This window comes from Amycolatopsis sp. NPDC057786 (genome assembly GCF_042797905.1).
Taxonomy (GTDB): domain Bacteria; phylum Actinomycetota; class Actinomycetes; order Mycobacteriales; family Pseudonocardiaceae; genus Amycolatopsis.
The window spans coordinates 27,825-50,930 of the sequence record NZ_JBHVKW010000065.1 but is presented as its reverse complement, the minus strand read 5'-3'; the positions used below and the strand labels follow the sequence as shown (position 1 = coordinate 50,930).

Sequence of the window (23,106 nt, the reverse complement as noted above, 5' to 3'; positions counted from 1 at the left end):
GGCCGGAGTTCCCAAACCCATCTTCCCAAATTTTTATGTTTCCCACCGTGGTTGCCCCCACGTCCGGCGGGACGCTTCACCAGCAGGACAGGAAGTGGCACCGTGGCCGTTCGGGCGACACGCGTGACTGGACGGACGACACGACCACGGCCGGGGCTCCGCCACGAGTCGCCCGCGATCACGCGTGCCATCCCTACCAGCGCGCGAAAACGCCACCCGTGTACCCGCAGTAGGTACCCAAGACACCCTTGGCTCCCGAAGGGAGCCTTCACTCCACCAACGACCTCACCCCCTAACACGACACGTTCGACCTACTCCTCAATAAGTGCGGTCGGTGTCCCCGATGTCGTATTGGGGTCGCTGAGCGTCTCCAATGCGACATTGGGAACCTTGTCAGACACTCCGATCTTTTGACGGCCGTGTCGCGAAAGCCACTTTCGGGACACCGGACGTCCTCAAAGAGGCTTTCGCGACACTGAGTCGATCGATGGATGCGCCATACCCCCGGCGAATTTTTTCAGACAAGACAAAATGGTGCCCTGTAAGGGAATCTGGGCACGAAATTCGCCATCGAAGGACCGTTCGCCGTCTGCCGGCACCCGGGGTCGTGAGCTTTTTGTCGGTGCCCCGGTGCACAGTGCCGGTCATCGGATTCGACGACTGGAGGACCAACCGATGTGCTGGCATTGCGACAACCCCGGGAAGACCCGCGCCGACTACCTCGTCGAGGAGGTCCGTCCGCTGATCCGGAAGTACGGCTGGATGGTGCAGACGGTCGAGCGCGGAAGTGCCCACCCGGGCTTCGCGTACACGGTCGGGCTCACCGACGCAGGGCTGCCCGAACTCGTCGTCACCGGCTTGAGAGAACGAAGATCCGGACAGCTGCTGAACTATTTCGCCCAGCTGGTGGTCCGGTCGGGGCCGCCGGAGGCGGGTGAGGTGCTGCCCGCCGCGGTGGGATGGCCGTCGTTCGAGGTCGTTCCGCTCAGTTCGCCGTCGGCCCATCTGCTCACGGCCGTTCTCCTGTACGGCGAAGAATTCCGTGCGCTGCAACTGGTCTATGAGGACGAGCACGGCAGGTGGCCGTGGGACAGGGATTTTCGCGGCGGGACGGGCGGCCAGCCGGTGCTGGGGGCGCGGGGTCGTGGCTGAATCCCTAAGGCACTGCGGGAGCTTCGCCTTCCCGCAGGCTGGTTCCCGGGGCGAGCCGTTGGACGGCGTCCTCCATATGGGCTTCCAGCAGCGACAGCGCGGTCTCTTCGTCGCCGGCCCGCAGGGCTTCGATGATCCGGGTGTGCTCGGTGACCCGTTCTTCGACCCGCTGATAGGTCGCCTGCAGCGCGGTGAGGCACATCCGGGTCTCGATCAGCAGGGTCCGGGCCATACGCACGAGCCGTTTGCTGCCGGAAGCGGCGATCAGCGCCTCGTGGAAACGGAGGTCCGCCCAGGAGAGCGCGGTCGGGTCGTCGTCGTCCGCGGCGGTGGCCATGGCGCGTACGGCCTCTTCGAGTTCGGTGGCGACCCGTTCCCGGTCCCCGCGCAGCGCCCGCAGCATCGCGGCGCGCTCGATGGCCGAGCGGGCCGAGTAGATGTCGTAGACGTCGCCGGGTTCGAGGTCGATCACGAACAAGCCGCGGTGACGTTCGCTGCGCAAGAGCCCTTCGGAAACGAGGTGCTGCATCGCCTCGCGCAGCGGTCCCCGCGAAACCTGGAACCGGGAGGCCAGATCCGTTTCACCGAGCTGGGTGCCGGGAGGGAGGGCGCCGGTCATGATCGCGTCCCGCAGCTGCCGCGCGATGATCCCGGCGGTCGACTCCCGGCTGACCGGCTCGATATCCGGCAAGGACATGGTTCAGTTGCCCCTCTTTCCGAACAGCGCGCCCAAGGTGCGGACGAGCGGGGACTTCCCGGTGAGCCGCAGGCCTTCCCAGACGGTGACCTGATTGGCGGTCAGGACCGGTTTGCCGAGCCTGGTTTCGAGCGTGTTGATCTCGCCGAGCGTCCGCATGGCGGTGTCGGGGACGAGCAGCGCGTCGGCGGCGGGGTGGTCCCGGCTCACCGCGAGCTCGACGACGGCTTCCGGGCCGAGTTGGCCGACCTCGGCCGCGGTGTCGATGTCCGCGCTGCCCATCGAGACCACTTCGACCCCGCCCGCGCCGAGGAACTCGACGAACAACCGGGCGACGTCGTCCGGGTAGCTGGCGGCGACCGCGACCCGCCGGACGCCGAGTGCCTTCGCGGCGTTGACGAAGGCGAAGGAGGTGCTCGACGCCGGGACACCGGCGACGGCGGCCAGCCGGTCGGCCTGTTCGCGGGCACCCTCCCAGCCGTAGACGAAGCTGCCGCTGGTGCACGCCCACACCACCGCGTCGGGTTCGTGTTTGGCCAGGAGCGCGGCGCCGTCGGCGAGCCGGCTCGCGCTGCCGAGGTCCAAGAGCTCCGCCACGGCGTGCAGATCGGTGCCGTAGATGTGCTCGACCGGCAGCTTGATCCCGGCCATGTCCCCGCCGAGGAGCTGTTCCGCGAGCGGGTAGTCGTCTTCGGCCGCGTGATCGGGGTAGATGAACCCGATGGTGGTCGTCTCGGACGGCGGCTCGGGCGGGGCGAACGGCGTGATGGGCACGGAACCTCCGGAGGGCAGATTGTCGACAATCGTAGGCGAAGAGGTCAGTCGACCTCCCGGAGCCACTTGCCGGGCCCGACGATCGGCAGGTTCATCCGCCGGAGGCAGGCCCACATGGTGAGCTGATTCGCGGTGAGGACCGGTTTGCCGAGCGCGCTTTCGAGTGGCTCGATCAGATCGTAGGTGGGGAGGTTGGTGCAGCTGACGAAGATGGCTTCGGCGTCGGCGTGGTCGGCGGCGAGGATGCGTTCGGCGATGGTGCGGTAGCTGACCTTCCAGATGCCGCCACCGAGGCCGAGATGGTCGCTCGAGACGGTGCGGACGCCGAGCTCGGACAGGAAGTCGTGCAGCTTCCCGGTCAGGTCGCCGTCATAGGGCGTCAGTACCGAGACCCGGTGGAGGTCGAGCTGGTGCAGGACCTCCGCCAGTGCTCCGGACGTGGTGACGGCGTCCGTCGCGCCCGCGTCGCAGATCGCCTTGGTCAGCGAGCGTTCGTAGTCCACACCGTTGACGAAACTGCCGGAGGTGCACAGATAGGCGACGACTTCGGGCTCGACGTGGAGTACATCCCGCGTGGCGGCGGCGAGATGCCTGCTGTCGCTGACGAGCTGGGCCATCTCCATGCTGACGGGCACGGGCTCGTACGGCGTCCGCGCGAGGTGAAGGGAGACCTCCATGGGCACCCAGCGCCACAGCTCGCGTTCCAGGGCCAGGTCGAAGGGGGCGATCACGCCTATACCGCGCTGCGCCAACGGGCCTTCGAACTCCAGTAAGTCGAAATCCAAGTCTCAGCCTCCGGAAACGTCTGCTGTCACAGTCCGGTGCTCCGGGGGTCGTTCCTCGGATTGTTGACAATCATACGAGCCACTTTTACGGTGTCAACGTGATCGCCTCGGAGACCCCTGTGCTGGCGGTGCTCTGCGGAGACACGCGCCCACCGGACATGCGCGCTATCGAAGACCGAGCGGTGGTTCGTTACACCGGCGAGGCCGGGTTGGCCGACGCGTTGTCCGGCGCCGACGCGTTCTTCGTCTACGACTTCCTTTCGACCGCCGTCCCGGGCGCCTGGCACGCGGCCGACAAGCTGCGCTGGCTGCATATCGCCAGCGCGGGAGTCGACCCCGTCCTCTTCCCGGGACTGCAGGAGAGCGACGTCGTGCTCACCAACTCACGCGGGGTGTTCGACGGGGCGATCGCCGAGTACGTCCTCGGAGTCGTCCTCGCGTTCGCCAAGGATTTCGTCCGCTCGTGGGACCTGCAGCGGCAGAAGCAGTGGAAGCACCGGGAGAGTGAACGGATCTCCGGCCGCCGGGTCCTCGTGGTCGGGACGGGGCCGATCGGCCGGTCGATCGCGCGGATGCTGCGGGCGGCCGGGATGTCGGTGGCGGGCGTCGGACGCCGTCCTCGTGAGGGTGATCCCGACTTCGGGGACGTGTACGCGTCGTCGGACCTCGTCCGTCATCTTCCCTGGGCGGACTACGTCGTCGCGGTCGCGCCACTGACCGAGCAGACGAAGGGCATGTTCGACGCCGAGACCTTCGCCGCGATGAAACCCGGCGCGCGGTTCGTCAACGTCGGTCGCGGCGAACTGGTCGTCACCTCGGACCTGATCGGCGCACTGCGGGACGGGCCGCTCGGCGGCGCGGCACTCGACGTCTTCGACACCGAGCCGCTGCCGCCCGAAAGTGCTTTGTGGACTATGGAAAACGTGCTGATCTCGCCGCATATGTCGGGTGACTTCGTCGGCTGGCGTAATACTCTGGTAGAGGTGTTCGCGGACAACTTCCGTCGCTGGTGCGCGGGGGAGCCACTGCGCAACGTCGTGGACAAGCGGCTCGGGTACGTGCCGTCGGAGACGCTTCGCCAAGGTTAGGGGCCGGATTGAACGACACCAAGTTGACCGCGAGCGAGCTCGTCGCCGCGTACGCCACCGGAGAGCTGTCGCCGGTCGAGGCCACTCAGAACGCCTTGCGTGCCATCGAAGAACGCGACGGCGAGATCAACGCTTTCTGCCTGGTCGACGCCGACGGCGCGCTCGAACAGGCGAAAGCGTCCGAGATCCGCTGGCGGGACGGCAATCCGATCGGCTGGCTCGACGGCGTCCCGGCCTCGATCAAGGACATGTTCCTGACCCAGGGCTGGCCGACGCTGCGCGGTTCGCGGTGCATCGACCCCGACCAGCCGTGGGACGTCGACAGCCCGGTCACCGCGCGGCTGCGTGAGAACGGCTTGGTACTGCTGGGAAAGACCACGACGCCGGAACTGGCGTGGAAGGGCGTCACCGACAACACGCTGACCGGGATCACCCGCAACCCGATCGACCCGTCGACGACGGCGGGTGGGTCAAGCGGGGGCAGCGCCGCGGCCGTCGCGGCGGGGATGGGTGAACTCTCCGTCGGCACCGATGGCGGTGGCTCGATCCGGATCCCGGCTTCGTTCTGCGGAATCGTCGGGCTCAAACCGACACACGGGCGGATCCCGCTGTTCCCGGCGAGCCCGTTCGGTCCGCTCTCACACGCCGGCCCGATGGCGCGTTCGGTCGACGACACGGCGCTGCTCCTCGACGTCCTCGCCCTGCCGGACCATCGAGACCCGGCCGCGCTCGCGCCGCCGGTCTCGACCTATCGCGAGGCCGTCCGCCGGGACGTGCGCGGGCTGATCGCCGCCTACTCGCCGACGCTCGGCTACGTCGACGTCGATCCGGAGGTCGCGGAGATCGTCAAGTCGGCGGTCCGGTCGCTGGGTGACGCCGGACTGCACATCGAAGAGACCGATCCCGGTTTCACCGACCCCAAGCCGGCCTTCGACATCCTGTGGTCGACGGGGGCGGCCAAGTGGCTGGACACCTTCCCCGCCGGTTCGGAGACGAAGGTCGATCCCGGGCTGCGGAAGGTGTGGGAACTCGGCAAGACCTTCTCGGCGAGCGACTACCTCGGAGCCAATGCCGAGCGGGCCGCGCTGGGCATCCTGATGGGCGAGTTCCACACGCGCTACGACGTGCTGATCACGCCGACCCTCCCGATTCCCGCCTTCGAAGCCGGGCACGAGGTGCCGCCGGGCAGCGGGCTGAGCGGCTGGCCGGACTGGACGCCGTTCACCTACCCGTTCAACATGACCCAGCAGCCCGCGATCAGCGTGCCGGCGGGCCGCACCTCCAGCGGCCTCCCGGTCGGCTTGCAGATCGTCGGCCCACGGCACTCCGACGACCTGGTGCTCGCGGTCGCGAAGCTCCTGGAGGAGGTCCGTCCCTGGCCGTGACCTGCGGAAAGGGAGCAAGGGACCTTTGCTACCACTTCCGGGGCGGTGGGATCAGGGCTGCGCGACGTGGGACTTCCGGACGAGCCCGCGTACCTGGCCGCTGCACAGCGCGAGACCGGTGGCGGCCACGACCAGCGCGGCGCACGCGAGCAAGGTCGTGCTGACCCCGAAGTGCTGCGCGGCGGGCCCGGCCGCCATCTGCCCGAGGGGCAGGGCGATGAAGGAACCGAGCATGTCGTAGGAGTAGACGCGCGCGAGTTTGTCCTCGGCCACGTTCTCCTGCAGCGAGACGTCCCACGCGACCACGAACTGCTCGATCGCCAGTCCTGAGATGAACATGGCCGCCAGCAGCAGCGGCAGCAAGGGTGCGTGGCCGAGCAGGATCAGCGGCGGCGCTTCGAAGAGGATCACCGCGACGCCGACGAACAGCGCGCGGTGCGGCTGCCATCGGGCCACGAGGATTCCGCCGACGAGCGAGCCGATCGTCTGCGCGGCGAGGGCGAATCCCCAGCCGGAGCGCCCGAAGGTGCTGTCGGCGACGACGGGGCCGAGTACCGCGATCCCGCCGGCGATGACGGCGTTCACCACCATGAATTGCACGACCACGACCCACACCCAGGTGCGCGACCGGAATTCGTGCCAGCCTTCGACGAGTTCCGCCAGCGGGCGGCTGCCGGGGATCCGTTCCCGGCGGCTGAGGCGGATGCACCGGTAGGACAGGGCGGAGCCCAGGAACAGCAACGCGTTCCCGGCGAGCGCCCAGCCGGGGCCGACCGCGGTGACCAGGATGCCGCCGAGCCCGGCGCCGGCGATCCGGCCGGAGTTCGACAACAGCCTGGCCAGCGCGTTGGCCTGCGCGAGGAGGGTGGCGGGCACCGTCAGCGGGGTGAGCGACGCCGAAGCGGGGGCGGAGATCGCGGCCACCGCGCCGTTGACCACGCTCAGGCCGACCAGCAGCGGGATCGACGCGAATCCACAAAGGACACTCGCGGCGATGACCGCCTGGGTCACGGTGGCGGCGACTTCGGTGCCTTGCAGGATCACCGACCGCGGTAGCCGGTCCGCCAGCACCCCGCCGAACAGCAGCAGGACCACGCTCGCCACGGACCGCGCGCCGACGACGATGCCGATGTCGACGGCCGAACCGGTCAGGTCGATCACCGCGAACGCCAGTGCGAGCGGGGCGACGGCGTTGCCGAACTCCCCGAATGTGCGGCCGCCGATCAGCCAGCGGAAGTTGTGCTGGCGCAATGGTTCGCGCAGGGACGTCACCGTCGCCTCATCTCGAACAACGAGACCGTCGCGCTGACCGGGATCGTGCCCCGCGTGCGGGGCGGCTTGGCGGCCGAGTGCAGAAGGTCGCTCAGTTCGCGAGCGTGTTCGAGCGCCTTCTCCCAGGTCTCGCGGTCGACCCACATCTCCGCGTCGCTCGTCGACCCCTGCTTGCCGGGAACGCGGAATTCGCTGCGGCGCTTGAGTTCTTCGGCCATCGTCGCGAGGAGAAGCTGTTCCTCCCGCGGATTCGCCGATGTGAACCGCGATCCGGACTCCGGATCGTGCCGGTAGCGTTTCGCCAGGCCGCCCCGGATCCGGACCTCCTCGGCGACGTCCAGCAGGCCTGCCTCGTGCAGCCGCCGCAGGTGATAGCTGACATTCGCTTGTGTCTCACCGAGTTCGCGCGCGGCTTCGGCCGCGCTCATCGCGACACCGGTCAAAAGCGACAGAATGCGCAGCCGTACGGGATGGGCGAGGACACGCAGCCCGTCGAGGCCGGGGGACTCGGACATGGGACGAGTATCGGCCGCCGGGACGCGAACCGTCAAACAGTTATTTGGGGGTTTCGTTGGTCGGGAGTTCCGGTGCGGTGACCCGAGGTCTGTGCTCTGCTGGGAGATATGCGTATGACGACATTGGGCAGGAGCGGCCTCGAGGTGTCGAGGATCGCTTTCGGTACCTGGCAACTCGGCGGGGACTGGGGTTCGTTCGACGAGGACGCGGCGATCGCAACGATCCACCACGCCCGCGAGCTCGGGGTGAACTTCTTCGACACCGCACAGGCCTACGGGTTCGGGAAGTCCGAAGTGCTGCTGGGGAAGGCGCTGCGTGAGGAACTCAAGCGCGACCGCGACAACCTCGTCATCGCCACGAAGGGCGGCATCAAACCGCGGTCCGAACGGCCGCGCGACTCGCGGCGCGAGTGGCTGACGCGGGGCATCGAGGACAGCCTCCGGTTTCTCGACGTCGACCATATCGACCTTTACCAGATCCACTGGCCCGATCCCGGCGCTCCCGCCGAGGAGACGGCGGGGATCCTCCAGGAGTTCGTCGACGCCGGGAAGATCCGGCACGTCGGTGTCTCGAACTACGACGCCGCCGGGCTGGCCGCCTTCGACGAGACACGGCCCGTGGAAACCCTGCAGCCGCCGTATCACCTGTTCCGCCGCGGCATCGAGATCGATCCTCTTCCGTACGCCCGTGTGAACGACATCGGCGTGCTCGTGTACAGCCCGCTGGGCAGCGGGCTGCTGACCGGAGCCTTCACGCCGGAGACGACGTTCGAGAAGACCGACTGGCGTTCACGGTCGTCGGCGTTCACCGGCGAGACCTTCCGGCGCAATCTCGCCGTCGTCGACCGGCTCAAGGACTTCGCGGCGGGCAAAGGAATCTCCGTCGGCCAGCTGGCGATCGCGTGGACGCTTGCCCAGCCGGGCGTGCACGTCGCGATCGTGGGCGCGCGCAAGGCGGCCAATATCGAAGCCAGTCTCGCCGCCGCGGACATCGACCTGACCGCCGACGATCTCGCGGAGATCGATCGGCTCACCGCCGACGCCGTTCCCGTGTCGGGCGCGAGCCCGGAAGGTATCGCCTAAAGCTTGAATTCGGTACCGTCCAAGGGAAGCGAGGCGCCGCCGTCCAGCACGGCGGCGTGTTCGGGCGACCTGGGATCGATCACCGGGTTCGTGTTGTTCAGGTGGGTGTACGCCCACCGCGGGCCGGGCCGGAGCTTCGCGAGGCTGCCGGTGATCGGCAAATGACCCATCGCCAGTTGAGCGCCGACCTCGGCCGCGGTGGCGCCCGACATCTCGTCCGGCGCGTAGAAGGTCCCGTCCAGCAGTACCAGATCGGCGTCGCGGGTGAAGTCGTCGAATCCTTCCGGCCAGCTCTTCAAACAAGGCGCGTACACGAAAACGCCACCGGTCTCGACGTCTTCGAGCCGATACGCCACCACCCACGGACCGTCCTCAGTGGACGTACGTGCGTACTTGGGACGCTTGTCGCTCACGGGAAGCATGCTCACCCGCAGTCCGTCGATGGCGACCTTTGACGACGGCAGCCACTCCCAGCCGCCGTACCCGTCGATGATCGAACGTGCGGGGAAGTGCTCGGACAAGGCGCTCAACACGGCGTCGGGTGCCCACACGGGAAGGCCACCCGCTTCCCGCAGGAGAAGCAGGCCGAGTGAATGGTCGAGTTCGGCGTCGGTCAGCAGCACTCCGCGCAGCGGGATCTCCCTCGGTCCTGGCCCGGCGCGCAGCGGTGGGGTGGCGAGGATCTGCGCGCGGATGTCCGGCGACACGTTGAGCAGGTACCAGCCCTCGCCGTCCGCGCTCACCGCCACGCAGTCCTGCGTCCGCGGCGGCGCGTCCGAAACGCACAGCGCGCAGGCGCAGTTCCACTGCGGGAATCCGCCGCCCGCCGCGGTGCCGAGCAGGATCACCCTCATCGCGCCGACCGCATCACGAGTTCGTCCGTTTTCGCCTGCGTGGCGAGGATGAGGTCGACGACCTCCCGCTGCGGGGAACGCGAGCACACCGGGTCCGTCGCAGAGGCGTCGCCGGTGAGCTGGAACGCCTGGCACCGGCAGCCGCCGAAGTCGATCCCACGCCGATCGCAAGTGCCACAGGTGTCCGGCATCCAGTCCGCGCCGCGGAAGGCGTTGAAGGAGCCGGATTCGTACCAGATCCACGCCAGCGTCTTGTCGCGCACGTTGTCGAATTCCAGTGTCTCGATCGCCGTCGACGCGGGGCACGGCAGCACGTTCCCGTCGGGCGCCACGGTCAATTGCCGTGCGCCCCAGCCGTACATGCACGGCTTCGGGTACTTCTCGTAGTAGTCGGCGACGACGTAGATGATCTCCATGCGGCCACGCAGCCGTTTGGTGGCCGCGCGCACGATCGGCTCGGCCTCGTCGAGCTGACGCCGGGTCGGCATCAGGGCGTCGCGGTTGCGCAGGGCCCAGCCGTAGTACTGCGTGTTGGCCAGTTCGAGCCGGTCCGCGCCCATTTCCTCGGCCAGGTCGATGATCCCGGCGAGCTGATCGTGGTTCTGCCGGTGCAGGACGACGTTCACCGAAAGCGGCAGCCCGGCCTTCCTGATCAGTTCGGCGGCGACCAGCTTCCGGTCGTGCGCCCGTGCTCCGGCGAGCCGGTCCGCGCGTTCGGCTGTCGCGCCCTGGACGGACAGCTGGACATGCGCGATGCCGCGTTCGGCGAGATCGTCCACTCTGGACTCCGTCAGCCCGAGACCGGACGTCACCAGGTTGACGTAGCACCCCAGTTTCGTGGCGTGCTCGACCAGGATGGGCAGATCCGGTCTGGCGAGCGGTTCGCCGCCGGACATGTGCACCTGGAGCACGCCGAGTTCGCGCGCCTGGGTGAGCACGGAGAGCCATTCCTCTGTGGACAGCTCGCCGTCGCGGGCGATCAGCTCGACCGGATTCGAGCAATACGGGCAGTGCAGCGGGCAGCGGTGGGTCAGCTCGGCGAGCATGCCCAGCGGTGGCGCCGCGGTGGTCAGGTCCATTCGACGATCCGCCGTTCTCCCAGCCGGGACAGGACGTCCAAGATCTCTTCCTCGCGCACACCGGTGTAGCGCTCGCGCAACGACGAAGCAATTCCAGCGACATCCGCGACGCCGTCGCAGAGGGAAAGCACGGCGGCGGCGGTCGGATTCGGGACGAGCACGCCTTCGGGGAACAGGAGGACGTGCGTTTCCCTGGTCTGGTCATAGCTCAGCCGGACCCCGCGCCGCAGACGCGGCACCGAGCCCGGTTCAAGGGTGGTCATCACCGCTCCTCGGCCGCCGCGCGCTCGATGGCGTCGAGCATCGACCAGAGCACGTCGGTTTTGAATGACAACGCGGCGATCGCCTTGTCCTGCTGCTCGCGGGTGACGGCGTGCCGCACGACGATGTCGAGCGTCCCCTTGCCCTCGCCGGAGACCTTGTCGATGCGATTGGTGAAATACGCGAGGTCCTCCGGCGCGATCCATGAATAGTTCGCCAGCATGTCGGCGACCCGCCGCTGCATGAGATGGCCGGCGAACATCTCGGTCAGCCCGGAGGCGACCGCTTCGAGCCAAGGTTTCGTGCGGGCGAAATTCACGTAGGCGTCGACGGCGAACCGCACGCCGGGGGCGACGTGCCGCTGATCGAGAACCTCTTCGCGGTCGAGCCCGACCGCGGTGCACAACCGGAGCCATCGCTCGGTTCCGCCGTCGCCCGCCTTCGTCCCATCGTGGTAGACGATGCGGTCGAGCCATTCCCGGCGGATCTCCGGCAGCGGGCAGTTGCTGATGATCGCCGCGTCCTTCTGCGGGAGAACGTACTGGTAGTACCAGCGGTTCGCGGCCCAGATCTTCAGCTCGTGCCGGGACAGGCCGCCGTCGTGCATCCGCACGTGGAACGGGTGGGTGCCCCAATAGCGGTGCGAAAGCCCGCGCAACGCCGCGATGAACTCCGACGACGACATGAGGGACACCGTGCTGGCCTCCGGGTGCTCGCTGATCGGGACGGCGGCGGTGGCGGGGGACGGGCCCCCACCACCGGAGGAGGTTTCAGTCCTCCATGCGGGCCGCGTAAGCGGTGACCTCCATGGGGGTTTCGTACTCGACGAAGTCGGGGGTGGTCCATTCCTCGATCATTTCTGCTCCTAACGTCCACATCGGATCGAACAGGGCCGGGCCACCGTCACCCTAGAAGCGGGTCGCCGATTCTGACCAGACGTAAGGTCCGACTTCCGGCGGCGTTTTGTAAAGTTTCCTACCTATGGCCGATCGCGGCGCCCGATTCGTCACGCTCGGCGCACACAACGGTTAACAGCCCGCGCGTCCGCTAGCCCGTCCAGTGGTGTCCGTTTCGTTATGTTGTGTGTTTCTATCCCACTCGACGGGTGCTCCAGGGTTGTCACTGAAGGAGGCGTCCCATGTCCTTACGTCGTACTCTCGCCGCCACGTTCGCCGCGGTGACGGCCGTGTCGATCGCGGCCGTCCCGGCCGCCGCCGAGGCGCCGCCGTCGATCCAGGCGATCAGACAGCTCGCGAGCGGCCTCAACCAGGCCTGGTCGATCGACTTCCTGCCCGACGGCACCGGCGTCTTCACGCAGAAGGACGCCAGGACGATCAGCAAGATCGACAAGGCGGGCAAGGTCACCACGGTCCAGACCATTCCCGGGGTGAGCGTCACCGCGGAGGCCGGCCTGCTCGGCATCGCCGTCTCGCCGAACTACGCCACCGACCAGACGGTCTTCATCTACTACACGACCAGCTCCGACAACCGGATCGCCAAGCTGAAGCTGGGCCAGACGCCGACGCCGATCGTCACCGGCATCCCGCGTGGGTCGCAGTATCACCATGGCGGACGGATCCGGTTCGGCCCGGACGGCTACCTCTACGCGGGTACCGGCGACGGACAGAACGGCGCCAACGCGCAGAACAAGAACTCCCTCGGCGGCAAGGTCCTGCGGGTCACCACCGACGGCGCGGCCGCTCCCGGCAACCCGTTCAACAGCCGCGTCTACTCCTACGGCCACCGCAACGTCCAGGGCCTGACCTGGGCGAACGGGCAGCTGTACGTCTCCGACATCGGTGCGAACAGGCTCGACGAGCTGAACAAGATCGAGCCGGGCAAGAACTACGGCTGGCCGACCTGCGAAGGCCCGTGCAACACCGCCGGGATGACCAACCCGGTCAAGTCCTGGCCGACGTCCTCGGCGACGCCGAGCGGGCTCGCGGCCTACAAGGGCTCGCTGTACATGGCGTCGCTGAAGGGTGGCACGTACAAACTCGACCTGAACGGCAACGGCGGCAAGCTCTGGACCAACCTCGGCCGCACGCGTGACGCGACCGCCGGCCCGGACGGTCAGCTGTACACGATCACCCCGGGCGCCCTCTACGTCTCCGACGGCAGCTAGCCCAGCGCGTTCAGTCCTCTGAATGCGGGGGACCACCGCGTTCAGAGGACTAAACGCGGGGGAGGGCCACGGCGTGTTCGAGTTCGGCGAGCGCGGTGTCCAGATGGGTCAGGATGCGCTGCAGATGCGGCACGCTCCGGCGGCAACCGGTGACGCCGAAGTCCAGGTTGTCCCCGTTGCTGGTCAGCGTGATGTTCAGCGCCTGCCCGTCCAGCAGCACCGACGCCGGGTAGATGCCGTCGAGCGCCGCGCCGTTCCAGTACATCTGCTTGCGCGGCCCCGGCACGTTGGAGATCACCAGGTTGAACGGTGGTTTCGTGTTGTTCACGAAGCCGGGGATCGGGGACACGCCGAGCTGGGCGACGTTGATACCCGACAGCAGCAGCGTCTGCAGCGGGGTCAGCTCCGAGAAGAGCTTCTTCCCGTTCCGCATGGACGCGTTGATCGTCGCCAGCCGGGCGGCGGGATCGGTCAGATGGGTGGCGAGGTTGCACAGCAGCGCGCCGATGTTGTTCCCCGCCGCGTCACCGCTGTCCTTGCGCCGCAAGGAAACCGGGACCATCGCGGTCAGCGGCGCGTCGGGGAGCGCGTTCTGCTCCATCAGGTAGTCCCGCAGCGCGCCCGAGCACATCGCGAGGACGACGTCGTTGCGCGACACCCCGGCGGCGGTCGCCACCTTGCGCACCCGGTCCAGCGACCACGACTGCGCGGCGAACCGGCGGGCCCCGCCGATCGGCACGTTCAGCATCGTCTTCGGCGCCTGCGCCGGCAGCGTGAGCGTGTGCTCCTGGAACGCCTCCCGCGCCACCTTCATCGCGGCGGGCGCGATACCGGCGAGCTGGTTGACCGTCTTGCCGAAGGTGCTGAACACCGACGGCGACACCTTGCCGTTGCGGCCGCCGTCCGGTTCGGCGCGGCGCCCCCACGGCGGCGGACAGTCGAGGTCGGCCGGGTCGTCCGACAGCGTGCCCTGCAGATGCCGCAGCGCCGAGACGCCGTCCATCAGCGCGTGGTGGATCTTGCTGTAGATCGCGAACCGGCCGTCCTGGAGACCCTCGACCAGGTGGATCTCCCACAGGGGACGGTGCCGGTCGAGCAGGGTGCTGTGCCAGCGGCCGGTCAGCTCCAGCAGTTCGCGGATCCGGCCGGGCTGGGGCAGCGCCGAATGGCGGAAGTGGTAGTCGAGTTCGAGATCGGTGTCGGTCGCCCAGGCGATATGCCCGGCGGTGTTGACCGGCCGGGCGGGACGGCGCCGGAACACCGAGCGCATGTTGTCGGACTCGAGCAGGCTCTTGCGGACGTCACGCAGATAGTCGGGCCCCGCGCCCTCGGGTTTCTTGAACAGTTGCAGTCCGCCGACGTGCATCGGATGTTCGCGCGTTTCCACGAGAAGGAACATCGAGTCGGTCACGGGCATGAACGGCATCGTCGGACCACCTTCCGCGCGGCGGCGTGCGAGCACGCCGGGTGCCAGAGTCTACGCACACCGAAACCACCTTCTCACGCTTTAGGGTGGGTCACATGACGATCCCGACCGATCCGCAGACGGGTGAGTTCCGTCGGTCCGCCAACCATTTCGACGCGCGTGTCACCGCCGACGGCCGCGACGGCTGGCCGGTGGAGGCGGGGAGATACCGGCTGGTGGTCAGCCGGGCCTGTCCCTGGGCCAGCCGCGGCCTGGTGGTCCGGCGGCTGCTCGGCCTCGAGTCCGCGCTGAGCGTGGCCGTCGCCGATCCGATCCAGGACGAGAAGAGCTGGCGGTTCACCCTCGATCCCGGCGACCGGGATCCCGTACTCGGTATCAAGTACCTGGCCGAGGCCTATCACGCGGCCGATCCGCACTACATGGGCGGGATCAGCGTTCCGGCCATTGTGGACATTCCGAGCAAACGGCTGGTGAGTAACGACTATCCGCGGATCACCCTCGATCTGTCCACCGAATGGACCAGCCTCCACCGGCCCGGCGCGCCCGACCTCTACCCAGAGCGACTTCGCGACGAGATCGACGCCGTCAACGCGGGGGTCTACGCCGACGTCAACGCCGCCGTGTACCAAGCCGGTTTCGCGACCAAGCAGGCCGCGTACGAGGACGCCTACACCCGGCTCTTCGCCATGCTGGACGCGCTTTCCGAGCGGCTGGAAAAGCAGCGCTACCTCGTCGGTGACACGATCACCGAAGCGGACATCCGGTTGTTCACCACGCTCGTCCGCTTCGACGCCGTCTACCACGGGCACTTCAAGTGCAACCGGAACAAACTGACCGAAATGCCGGTGCTGTGGGCCTACGCCCGCGACCTCTTCCAAACGCCGGGCTTCGGTGACACCGTCGACTTCGACCACATCAAGCGGCATTACTACGCGGTGCACGAGCAGGTGAACCCGACGCGGATCGTCCCTTTGGGACCGGACCTCTCCGGCTGGACGACGCCGCACCACCGGGAGCAGCTGGGCGGGCGCCCGTTCGGCGACGGCACGCCGCCGGGACCGCCGCCCGAGGACGAACGGATCGGGGACACGGATGGAGCCACTTCCTGAACGCGCCGACGTCGTCGTGATCGGCGGCGGCATCATCGGGGTCAGCTGCGCGTACCGGCTCGCCGCCGCCGGGGTCTCGGTGCTGCTGCTCGAACGCGACATCCTGGGCGCGGGCTCGACGGCGAAGGCGGCGGGCGGGATCCGGTCGTCGTTCACTACCCGGGTCAACATCGAGATCGGGCTGCGCGGGCTCGCCGAGTACGCCTCCTTCGCCGAGACGTACGGGACCGAGATCGACTTCCGCCGCGACGGCTACCTGTACCTGGTCACCGACCCCGCGGACCTGCCCGAATTCGAACGCTGCGCCGAACTGCAGAACTCCTACGGCGTCCGCAGCCGTCTCGTCGAGCCCGCCGAAGCGCGGCGGCTCTCCCCGCTGATCGACACCGAGGGCGTGGTCGCGGCGCTGTGGTCGCCGGACGACGCCAAGGCGACCCCGGACTCCGCCGTCCAGGGCTACGCGCGGGCGGCTCGCGGGCACGGCGCGGTGCTCCGGACCGGCATCGAGGTCGTCGGGATCGAACGCGACGGTGACGAGATCACCGGCGTCCGGACCGGTGCCGGTTTCGTGCGGACGGACGCGGTGGTCTGCGCGGCGGGCGCGTGGTCGGGCCGGATCGGCGAACTCGCCGGCGTCGACCTGCCGGTGCGGCCGTTCCGGCGGCAGGTCGTCTTCACCGGCCCGGTCGCGGATCTGCCCGCGTCCGTGCCGCTGACCATCGAGATGCCGTCCGCCTTCTACTTCCACCGCGAAGGCCCCGGCCTGGCGATGTCCTTCTGCGAAGGTGACGGCGACCCCGGTTTCGACACCCGCTATCGGCCGGGCGACTGGCTGCCGAAACTCGCCGAGATCGCCGCGCGCCGGGTGCCCGCGGTGCTCGACGCGGGGATCCGCGGCGGCTGGGCCGGACTGTACGAGGTCACCCCCGACCGCAACCAGATCGTGGGGGAAAGCGTCCACCTGACGCGGTTCTTCTACGCGACCGGCTTTTCGGGACACGGGTTCCAGATGGGCCCCGCGGTGGGGGAGCTCGTGCGGGACCTCTACCTGGGGAGGGTCCCGGCCATCGACATCACCGGGCTCGACGTCCGCCGGTTCGCCGGCGACCGGGCCGTGACGAGGGAGCACAACATTGTCTGAGTTCGTCGAGGTCACCACCGAGGCCGAGCTGCGCGAGATCCTGCCGCCGCCGCTGGAGCGGACCGCGAACAAGGCGCGACCGAAGCTGCACGAGATGGACCGCCAGTGGCTCGCGGAGTCGCCGTTCGTGTTGATCGCGACGTCGGCGGCCGACGGCACCTGCGACGTCTCGCCGAAGGGCGACCCGGCCGGGTTCACGCTGGTGCTGGACGACACGCGGATCGCCATCCCTGAGCGCCCCGGCAACCGGCGCGCCGACGGGTTCCGCAACGTCCTGTCGAATCCGCACGTCGGGCTCATCTACCTGATCCCGGGCCGCGGCGACACGCTGCGGATCAACGGCCGCGCGCGGCTCGTGCGGGAGGCGCCGTTCTTCGACGACATGATCGTGAAGGGCAACCGGCCGAAGCTCGCGCTGGTAGTCGACATCGACGAGATCTTCCACCACTGCCAGAAGGCGTTCATGCGGTCGAACCTCTGGTCGCCGGAGAGCTGGGCGCCCGGCTCGCTGCCGTCGCGGGCGGTGATCTCGAAGACCTTCGAGCGGCCGGACGACAGCATCGACGACCTCGAGGCTTATTACGCCCCGGCCGCCTACTCGGCCGGGTTGTACTGACCTCGTGAGTGGTCTTGAGGGGTAAGCAAGGTTGGCAGGTTGCGAAAGCCACTTTCACAACCTTCAACGTTGCGAAAGTGGCTTTCGCAACGAAGGGGGAGGGTGCGCTAGCGAAGGGGGCGCTTCGCTGCACCCGGGACGTGGCCCTTGCTGAACCCACGGCCGAGATGCGTCGCGAAAGCCACTTTCGCGACGCCTGACGTCCCGAAAGTGGCTTTCGCGACACGGTCGCCTCACGGCCGCGAGCGACCCCCCGCGACCCGGCACCTTTGCGTCACCCGTGGACAACCGTCCTTACCACTCACGAGACCGACCGCGGCGGTTGCTGGATCGTTGAACGATCTGGCACTATCGGCGAGGTGCCTGCACCCACCGGAGCCCAGCATCTCGCCGACGCGCTGACCGCTCTGGGGACCGAAGTCGTCTTCGGTCTCCCCGGGGTGCACAACCTGCCGTTATGGGAGGCGCTGGCCGATACGGACATCCGGCTCGTCGGCGTCCGGCACGAGCAGACGGCGGGGTACGCGGCCGACGGTTACGCCCGCGCGACGGGGAAGCTCGGCGTCGCGCTGGTGACCACGGGACCCGGCGCGGCGAACACGCTCGCGGCCGTCGGCGAGGCCATGGCCTCCGCCGCGCCGGTGCTGATCATCGCGACCGACATCCCGTCCACGCTGCGGCGGCCGGGCGTGGTCCGTGGAGTGCTGCACGAAACGTCGGACCAGCAGGCGATGTTCGCGCCGGTCACCAAGGCGGGGTTCACCGTCACGAGTGCCGACCAGGTCGCCGCCACCCTCCATCGCGCGGCCCGGCTCGCGCTCCAGCCGCAGAGCGGTCCGGTCTACCTCGGCATCCCCGCCGACTTCCTGTCGGAGCGGACGCCGGCGCGCCGCCCGCCGCGGTCGCACGCCCGGCCGTCCGAGATCCCGGATCTCACCGAGGCCGAGGCGCTCCTGGCCACCGCGGACCGGCCGCTGATCTGGGCGGGCGGCGGCGCCCTGCGCGCCGAGGCGGGTGAGGCGATCGGGAAACTCGCCGAACGGCTGGCCGCGCCGGTGCTCACCACGTTCGGCGCCCGTGGGCTCCTGCCGGTCGATCATCCCTGCCTCGCCCCGAATCCGGTGCACGCGCCCGAGGTCGGCGCGCTGTGGGACGAGGCCGACGTCGTCCTCGCGATCGGCACCGACTTCGACGGGCTGATGACGCAGAACTGGCTGATGCCGCAGCCGAAGAAGCTCATCGCGATCAACGTCGACCCGGACGACGCGGCCAAGAACTACCGGCCGGACATCACGCTGGTCGGGGACGCCAGGGTGCTCGTCGAGGCGCTGAAAGTCGAGGAACGGCCCGGTATCGCGGCACTCGTCGGCAGGCTCGCCAAGGTCTCCGCCCGTGTCCGGCGGCGGATCAAGGAGGAGGAGCCGCAGGCCGCGGACCTACTGTCCACTTTGGACGAGGTGTTGCCGCAGGACGCGGTCGTGGTCGCGGACATGTGCGTGGCCGGGTACTGGATCGGCGGGTTCCATCGCGTCCGCGCGCCGCGCAAGCTCGCGTACCCGATGGGCTGGGGCACCCTCGGCTATGGCTTCCCCGCCGCGCTCGGCGCGGGTGCCGCGGGCGTCGGCCGCGCGATCTGCGTCAGCGGTGACGGCGGTTTCCTGTTCGGCTGCGGCGATCTGCACACGCTGGCGCAGGAACAGCTCCCGGTCACGGTGATCGTCGTCGACGACGGCGGCTACGGAATGCTCCGATACGACCAGGATCGCGCGGGGTTGCCCCGCCGGGGTGTCGACTGGGACAGTCCCGATTTCGTCGGCCTGGCAAGGGCTTTCGGGGTGCACGCGGACCGCGTCTCCGGGTTCGGGCGGGCGTTCCGGCGGCTGCTCGGCGAATTCGTCGAGTCCGACGAGCCCAACGTGCTGGTCGTGCGCGCGAAGATGGCGCCCCCGCTCAACACCTCGCCGCGCTGGTACCGCAAGGAATCCCCGTGACCGGGCTCCGCGTCGGCGTGGACATCGGCGGCACGTTCACCGATCTCTGCGTGCTCGACGAGACCGGGGTCGTGGCCGTCGGCAAGGTGCTGACGACGCACGACGAACCCGCCCGCGCGGTCGAGGAAGGTCTCAAGAGGACACTCGCCGACGCGGGGCTGGACGCGGGTGACGTCGAGCGGTTCGTGCACGGCACGACCCTGGTGACGAACGCGCTGATCGAACGCAAGGGGGCGCGCACCGCTCTCCTGGCGACGGCCGGTTTCCGCGACGTACTGGAGATGCGGCGCGAGCACCGGTACGAACTGTACGACCTGCTCATCGAACTGCCGACGCCGCTGGTGCCACGTCATCTGCGGTTCGACGTCCCCGAGCGGATCCTCGCCGACGGGTCTGTCCACACAGGACTGGACGAGGAGTACGTCGCGCGGCTCGGCCGGGAGCTCGACGCCAGGGGGATCGGCGCGGTGGCGATCTGTTTCCTGCACGCCTTCACGAATCCCGCGCACGAAAGGCGGGCGGCCGAGGTGCTGCGGGAGGTCGCGCCCCGGCTGCGGGTCGCGCTCTCCAGCGAGGTCGTCCCCGAGATCCGCGAGTTCGAACGGATGTCGACCACGGTCGGATGCGTCTACGTCCAGGACCTCACCGAACGCTATCTGCGTGACCTGGAAAGGCGCCTGCACGACGTCGGGGTGCGGCCGTCGCCGCATATCATGCTGTCCAACGGCGGGATCGCGACGGTGGACACCGCCGTGCGCCACCCGATCCGCATCCTCGAATCCGGGCCGGCGGGCGGGGCGCTGGCCGCGTCCGCGATCGGGTCCGCGGCGGGGATCGGGGATCTGCTGGCCTTCGACATGGGTGGCACGACGGCGAAACTGTGCATGATCTCCGGCGGCGCGCCGCTGGTGACACACGAGTTCGAAGTGGACCGGAAGTACCGGCTGCTGCCGGGTTCCGGGCTGCCGGTCAAGGTGCCGGTCACGGATATGATCGAGATCGGGGTCGGCGGCGGCTCGATCGCGCGGATCGACGCGCTCGGCCTGCTGACCGTCGGCCCGGATTCGGCGGGGTCCGAGCCCGGCCCGGTCTGTTACGGACGAGGCGGCACCGAGCCGACCGTGACCGACGCCGACCTCGTGCTCGGCTACCTGGATCCGGGGTATTTCCTCGGCGGCGGAATGACTTTGGACCTCGCGGGCGCGCGCGAGGCGATCCGTTCGAAGATCGCCGGGCCGCTCGGCGTCAGTGTCGAAGAGGCCGCCTGGGGCATCCACACCAGCGTCAACGAGGACATGGCGAACGCCGCCCGCGTCCACGCCGTCGAGCGGGGCAAGGATCCGGCGAAGCTGCCGATGTTCACGTTCGGAGGCGCCGGTCCGGTGCACGGCGTCGGGGTGGCACGGGCGCTCGGCGCGCCCGAGGTGGTCGCGCCGCCCGCCGCCGGAGTGCTCAGCGCGGCGGGATTCCTCACCGCGCCGCTGGCTTTCGACTTCGTGCGTTCGGCGCGCTCCGCGGTGCTCGACCTTTCCTGGGACCAGGTCGACGCGCTGTTCGCCGAGATGGAGGCCGAAGGCACGGAACTGCTGGAGAAGTCCGGTGTGGAGGGTGCGGACGTGACGCACCGCCGGATCGCCGAGATGCGCTACTCCGGGCAGGGCTACGAGATCCGGGTGCCGGTCGAGGGCGGGGAGTGGCCGGTGTCGCTGATCGACGCGTTCACCGAGACCTACCGGACGTTGTACCGGCGGACCGGGCCGGACGTCGCGATCGAGGTGCTGAACTGGCGCGTCGTCTCCAGCGGCCCGGCGCCGGAGGTCACGCTGAAACTCGCGGGTGCCGAGGCCGAAGGCGACGCGCGCAAGGGGAGCCGTCCAGCATATTTCCCCGCCGAGGGTGGCTTTGTCGACACTGCGGTGTTTGACAGGTACCGGCTCAACCCGGGCGATCGGGTCGAAGGTCCGGCCATTGTGGAGGAACGAGAGTCCACTGTGGTCGTTCCGCCGGGTGCGCGCTGTGTCGTCGGCGAGGACGCCGGTCTGGTGGTGACGGTATGAGCGTCGACCCGATTCTGGTCGGAGTGCTGGGAAACCGGCTGCACTCGATCCTGGCCGAACAACAGAACGCGCTTGTCAACACGGCGTTCTCGTCCGTGGTGCGGGAATCGCTGGATCTCGCCTGCGCGGTGTTCGACTCCCGCGGCGAGATGATCGGCCAGTCCGTCGGCGGGACGCCGGGCCACATCAACGCGATGGCGACCGGGATGCACCATTTCGTCGCCGCGTACCCGCCGGAGACGCTGGAACCCGGCGACGTCCTGCTCACCAACGATCCGTGGCAGACGGCCGGGCAGATCAACGACATCACCGTCGCGACGCCGGTGTTCCTGCGGGGACGGCTGGTCGCGTGGTTCGCTTCCTGTTGCCACGCCCCGGACATCGGCGGGCGCCTGGTCTCCGCCGAGGCCAGCGAGGTCTTCGAAGAGGGCCTGCGTCTCCCGATCATGAAGTTCCTCCGCGCGGGCGAGGTCAACGCGGATCTCGAACTGCTGATCCGCGCGAACGTCCGTACGCCGGAGGAGACCATCGGAGACTTGTACGCGCAGGTCACCGGGAACGAGGTCGGTGCCGCCGGCCTGGTGCGGCTGCTGGAGGAGTTCGGGCTCGATTCGCTGGACGACGTCGCGGCCGAGATCATGAACCGCTCCGAGCGGGCACTGCGGGACGCGCTGGCGAAACTGCCGGACGGCACCTACACGAGCGAGCTGGTGACCGACGGGTTCGACGACGAGGACGTCGTCCTCAAGGTCGCCGTGACCATCGACGGCGAGGACATCCACCTCGATTTCGCCGGCTCGTCGCCACAGAGCCGCCGTGGCATCAACGTCGTCCTGAACTACACCAGGGCGTACGCGTCGTTCGCGGTCAAGGCGGCGATCTCGCCGGAGGTGCCGCACAACGCGGGCTCGTTCCGGCCGGTGCACGTCACCGCGCCGGAGGGTTCGGTGCTCAACTGCACGCCGCCCGCGCCGGTCGCGTCCCGGCATCTGATCGGGCACTTCCTGCCGTCGCTGCTGATCACCGCCCTGCCCTGCGATGCCATGGCGCACAGCGCTGACGCGTTGTGGATGACGATCTGGCGCGGGGCCGACGACGAGGGCCGCGAGTTCATGCTCAACGTCTTCCAGACCGGCGGGGTCGGCGCGAGGTCCACAAAGGACGGACTGAACACCACGGGGTTCCCGAGCGGGCTGCGGTCCACGCCGACGGAGGTCATCGAGACGATGGCGCCGTTGATCCAGCGCGAACGTGTACTGCGCACGGATTCCGGCGGCGCCGGGCGATGGCGCGGCGGCCTCGGCCAGTGCACCACCATGTCCGCCCGCGGTCAAATCTCGTGGAGCGTCAACGGGAACGTCGATCGCGTGCTCCGGCCGGCGTCCGGTGTGGACTCGGGACACGACGGCGCGGTGGGCCGCTTCGAGCTGACCCGCGGTCCCTTGCCGTCGAAGAGCCGGGTGAATCTGCGTACGGACGACGTGGTGAACGTGATCCTCCCAGGCGGCGGCGGTTACGGCGACCCACACGAGCGCGATCCGGAGGCCGTGCTCGCCGACGTCGTCGACGGGTACGTCTCGGTGGATGCGGCGCGCGAACTGTACGGCGTCGAGGTCACCTATCACGGAGATCCCGAGGCGCTGGTGCGCCTTCCGGAGGACTACACAGCGGTTTCGTCGAGAGGGAGGAAATGAGC

Annotated in this window: 22 protein-coding genes; 11 read left to right on the top strand and 11 right to left on the bottom strand. The window is 68.8% G+C overall.

Annotated features, from left to right (window positions below; genetic code table 11):
- Positions 1 to 675: 675 nt before the first annotated feature.
- Positions 676 to 1,152, top strand: a complete 477-nt coding sequence (locus ACFVM3_RS27845; protein ID WP_378442931.1) for a DUF4262 domain-containing protein — start codon at positions 676 to 678, stop codon at positions 1,150 to 1,152.
- Positions 1,153 to 1,156: 4 nt separating this feature from the next.
- On the opposite strand, the gene ACFVM3_RS27840 is transcribed toward ACFVM3_RS27845, so the two are convergent.
- Genes ACFVM3_RS27840 through ACFVM3_RS27830 form a run of 3 tightly spaced genes read right to left on the bottom strand, consistent with a single transcriptional unit; the run spans position 1,157 to position 3,408 of the window.
- The gene (locus ACFVM3_RS27840; protein ID WP_034309152.1) at positions 1,157 to 1,849 is read right to left on the bottom strand and encodes a GntR family transcriptional regulator; all 693 of its coding nucleotides are present in this window, start codon (positions 1,847 to 1,849) and stop codon (positions 1,157 to 1,159) included.
- Positions 1,850 to 1,852: 3 nt separating this feature from the next.
- Positions 1,853 to 2,623 carry a maleate cis-trans isomerase gene (locus ACFVM3_RS27835; RefSeq protein ID WP_378442930.1) on the bottom strand — a complete coding sequence of 257 codons (771 nt, stop codon included), beginning with the start codon at positions 2,621 to 2,623 and terminating at the stop codon, positions 1,853 to 1,855.
- A gap of 44 nt (positions 2,624 to 2,667) precedes the next feature.
- Positions 2,668 to 3,408, bottom strand: coding sequence for an Asp/Glu/hydantoin racemase (locus tag ACFVM3_RS27830; RefSeq protein WP_378442929.1), 741 nt, complete (start codon positions 3,406 to 3,408; stop codon positions 2,668 to 2,670).
- A gap of 98 nt (positions 3,409 to 3,506) precedes the next feature.
- On the opposite strand from ACFVM3_RS27830, the gene ACFVM3_RS27825 reads away from it, so the two are divergent.
- Positions 3,507 to 4,496 (top strand): D-2-hydroxyacid dehydrogenase, encoded by a 990-nt coding sequence (locus ACFVM3_RS27825; protein ID WP_378442928.1) that lies wholly within the window; start codon positions 3,507 to 3,509, stop codon positions 4,494 to 4,496.
- 8 nt (positions 4,497 to 4,504) lie between these two features.
- Positions 4,505 to 5,881 (top strand): amidase, encoded by a 1,377-nt coding sequence (locus ACFVM3_RS27820; RefSeq protein WP_378442927.1) that lies wholly within the window; start codon positions 4,505 to 4,507, stop codon positions 5,879 to 5,881.
- Between the two features lie 51 nt (positions 5,882 to 5,932).
- Here the strand turns inward: ACFVM3_RS27820 and ACFVM3_RS27815 are convergent, their stop codons facing one another.
- Entirely contained in the window at positions 5,933 to 7,153 is a 1,221-nt protein-coding gene (locus ACFVM3_RS27815) for an MFS transporter (RefSeq protein ID WP_378442926.1), read from the bottom strand.
- Positions 7,150 to 7,668 (bottom strand): helix-turn-helix domain-containing protein, encoded by a 519-nt coding sequence (locus ACFVM3_RS27810; RefSeq protein WP_378442925.1) that lies wholly within the window; start codon positions 7,666 to 7,668, stop codon positions 7,150 to 7,152. Before ACFVM3_RS27810 ends, ACFVM3_RS27815 begins: the two co-directional genes overlap by 4 nt.
- A gap of 144 nt (positions 7,669 to 7,812) precedes the next feature.
- Here ACFVM3_RS27810 and ACFVM3_RS27805 point away from each other — a divergent pair, with 144 nt between their 5' ends.
- Positions 7,813 to 8,751, top strand: coding sequence for an aldo/keto reductase (locus ACFVM3_RS27805; protein WP_378442924.1), 939 nt, complete (start codon positions 7,813 to 7,815; stop codon positions 8,749 to 8,751).
- Here ACFVM3_RS27805 and pqqB read toward each other — a convergent pair.
- The 5 genes from pqqB to pqqA form a co-directional block, all read right to left on the bottom strand.
- A complete protein-coding gene (gene pqqB, locus ACFVM3_RS27800) occupies positions 8,748 to 9,605 on the bottom strand; it encodes a pyrroloquinoline quinone biosynthesis protein PqqB (RefSeq protein WP_378442923.1) in 858 nt (285 codons plus the stop codon). The genes ACFVM3_RS27805 and pqqB overlap by 4 nt on opposite strands.
- The gene (gene pqqE, locus ACFVM3_RS27795) at positions 9,602 to 10,684 is read right to left on the bottom strand and encodes a pyrroloquinoline quinone biosynthesis protein PqqE (protein ID WP_378442922.1); all 1,083 of its coding nucleotides are present in this window, start codon (positions 10,682 to 10,684) and stop codon (positions 9,602 to 9,604) included. Before pqqE ends, pqqB begins: the two co-directional genes overlap by 4 nt.
- Complete coding sequence (gene pqqD, locus ACFVM3_RS27790) at positions 10,675 to 10,947, bottom strand: pyrroloquinoline quinone biosynthesis peptide chaperone PqqD (protein WP_378442921.1); 273 nt, start codon at positions 10,945 to 10,947, stop codon at positions 10,675 to 10,677. The genes pqqE and pqqD overlap by 10 nt, the downstream gene beginning before the upstream one ends.
- Complete coding sequence (gene pqqC / locus ACFVM3_RS27785; RefSeq protein WP_378442920.1) at positions 10,947 to 11,630, bottom strand: pyrroloquinoline-quinone synthase PqqC; 684 nt, start codon at positions 11,628 to 11,630, stop codon at positions 10,947 to 10,949. The genes pqqD and pqqC overlap by 1 nt, the downstream gene beginning before the upstream one ends.
- 85 nt (positions 11,631 to 11,715) lie before the next feature.
- The gene (gene pqqA / locus ACFVM3_RS27780) at positions 11,716 to 11,802 is read right to left on the bottom strand and encodes a pyrroloquinoline quinone precursor peptide PqqA (RefSeq protein ID WP_378442936.1); all 87 of its coding nucleotides are present in this window, start codon (positions 11,800 to 11,802) and stop codon (positions 11,716 to 11,718) included.
- A gap of 281 nt (positions 11,803 to 12,083) precedes the next feature.
- Here pqqA and ACFVM3_RS27775 point away from each other — a divergent pair, with 281 nt between their 5' ends.
- Positions 12,084 to 13,070 carry a PQQ-dependent sugar dehydrogenase gene (locus tag ACFVM3_RS27775; protein WP_378442919.1) on the top strand — a complete coding sequence of 329 codons (987 nt, stop codon included), beginning with the start codon at positions 12,084 to 12,086 and terminating at the stop codon, positions 13,068 to 13,070.
- A 49-nt stretch (positions 13,071 to 13,119) separates the two neighbouring features.
- Here the strand turns inward: ACFVM3_RS27775 and ACFVM3_RS27770 are convergent, their stop codons facing one another.
- On the bottom strand, positions 13,120 to 14,496 hold the full coding sequence (locus ACFVM3_RS27770; RefSeq protein WP_378442918.1) for a wax ester/triacylglycerol synthase family O-acyltransferase: 1,377 nt from the start codon (positions 14,494 to 14,496) through the stop codon (positions 13,120 to 13,122).
- Positions 14,497 to 14,591: 95 nt separating this feature from the next.
- Here ACFVM3_RS27770 and ACFVM3_RS27765 point away from each other — a divergent pair, with 95 nt between their 5' ends.
- The 6 genes from ACFVM3_RS27765 (at position 14,592) to ACFVM3_RS27740 (ending at position 23,104) form a co-directional block, all read left to right on the top strand.
- Complete coding sequence (locus ACFVM3_RS27765; protein ID WP_378442917.1) at positions 14,592 to 15,605, top strand: glutathione S-transferase family protein; 1,014 nt, start codon at positions 14,592 to 14,594, stop codon at positions 15,603 to 15,605.
- Complete coding sequence (locus tag ACFVM3_RS27760; protein ID WP_378442916.1) at positions 15,589 to 16,746, top strand: NAD(P)/FAD-dependent oxidoreductase; 1,158 nt, start codon at positions 15,589 to 15,591, stop codon at positions 16,744 to 16,746. Before ACFVM3_RS27765 ends, ACFVM3_RS27760 begins: the two co-directional genes overlap by 17 nt.
- A complete protein-coding gene (locus ACFVM3_RS27755) occupies positions 16,739 to 17,362 on the top strand; it encodes an MSMEG_1061 family FMN-dependent PPOX-type flavoprotein (protein WP_378442915.1) in 624 nt (207 codons plus the stop codon). Before ACFVM3_RS27760 ends, ACFVM3_RS27755 begins: the two co-directional genes overlap by 8 nt.
- 359 nt (positions 17,363 to 17,721) lie before the next feature.
- Positions 17,722 to 19,353, top strand: a complete 1,632-nt coding sequence (locus ACFVM3_RS27750; protein ID WP_378442914.1) for a thiamine pyrophosphate-binding protein — start codon at positions 17,722 to 17,724, stop codon at positions 19,351 to 19,353.
- Positions 19,350 to 21,410 carry a hydantoinase/oxoprolinase family protein gene (locus ACFVM3_RS27745; RefSeq protein WP_378442913.1) on the top strand — a complete coding sequence of 687 codons (2,061 nt, stop codon included), beginning with the start codon at positions 19,350 to 19,352 and terminating at the stop codon, positions 21,408 to 21,410. Before ACFVM3_RS27750 ends, ACFVM3_RS27745 begins: the two co-directional genes overlap by 4 nt.
- Positions 21,407 to 23,104, top strand: coding sequence for a hydantoinase B/oxoprolinase family protein (locus ACFVM3_RS27740; RefSeq protein WP_378442912.1), 1,698 nt, complete (start codon positions 21,407 to 21,409; stop codon positions 23,102 to 23,104). The genes ACFVM3_RS27745 and ACFVM3_RS27740 overlap by 4 nt, the downstream gene beginning before the upstream one ends.
- Positions 23,105 to 23,106: the final 2 nt, after the last annotated feature.

Coding starts and splice junctions, on each gene's coding strand:
- ACFVM3_RS27845 (WP_378442931.1), top strand. CDS start 676: ATGTGCTGGCATTGCGACAACCCCGGGAAGACCCGCGCCGACTACCTC.
- ACFVM3_RS27840 (WP_034309152.1), bottom strand. CDS start 1,849: ATGTCCTTGCCGGATATCGAGCCGGTCAGCCGGGAGTCGACCGCCGGG.
- ACFVM3_RS27810 (WP_378442925.1), bottom strand. CDS start 7,668: ATGTCCGAGTCCCCCGGCCTCGACGGGCTGCGTGTCCTCGCCCATCCC.
- pqqB (WP_378442923.1), bottom strand. CDS start 9,605: ATGAGGGTGATCCTGCTCGGCACCGCGGCGGGCGGCGGATTCCCGCAG.
- pqqE (WP_378442922.1), bottom strand. CDS start 10,684: ATGGACCTGACCACCGCGGCGCCACCGCTGGGCATGCTCGCCGAGCTG.
- pqqD (WP_378442921.1), bottom strand. CDS start 10,947: ATGACCACCCTTGAACCGGGCTCGGTGCCGCGTCTGCGGCGCGGGGTC.
- pqqC (WP_378442920.1), bottom strand. CDS start 11,630: ATGTCGTCGTCGGAGTTCATCGCGGCGTTGCGCGGGCTTTCGCACCGC.
- pqqA (WP_378442936.1), bottom strand. CDS start 11,802: ATGATCGAGGAATGGACCACCCCCGACTTCGTCGAGTACGAAACCCCC.
- ACFVM3_RS27775 (WP_378442919.1), top strand. CDS start 12,084: ATGTCCTTACGTCGTACTCTCGCCGCCACGTTCGCCGCGGTGACGGCC.
- ACFVM3_RS27770 (WP_378442918.1), bottom strand. CDS start 14,496: ATGCCGTTCATGCCCGTGACCGACTCGATGTTCCTTCTCGTGGAAACG.
- ACFVM3_RS27765 (WP_378442917.1), top strand. CDS start 14,592: ATGACGATCCCGACCGATCCGCAGACGGGTGAGTTCCGTCGGTCCGCC.
- ACFVM3_RS27760 (WP_378442916.1), top strand. CDS start 15,589: ATGGAGCCACTTCCTGAACGCGCCGACGTCGTCGTGATCGGCGGCGGC.
- ACFVM3_RS27740 (WP_378442912.1), top strand. CDS start 21,407: ATGAGCGTCGACCCGATTCTGGTCGGAGTGCTGGGAAACCGGCTGCAC.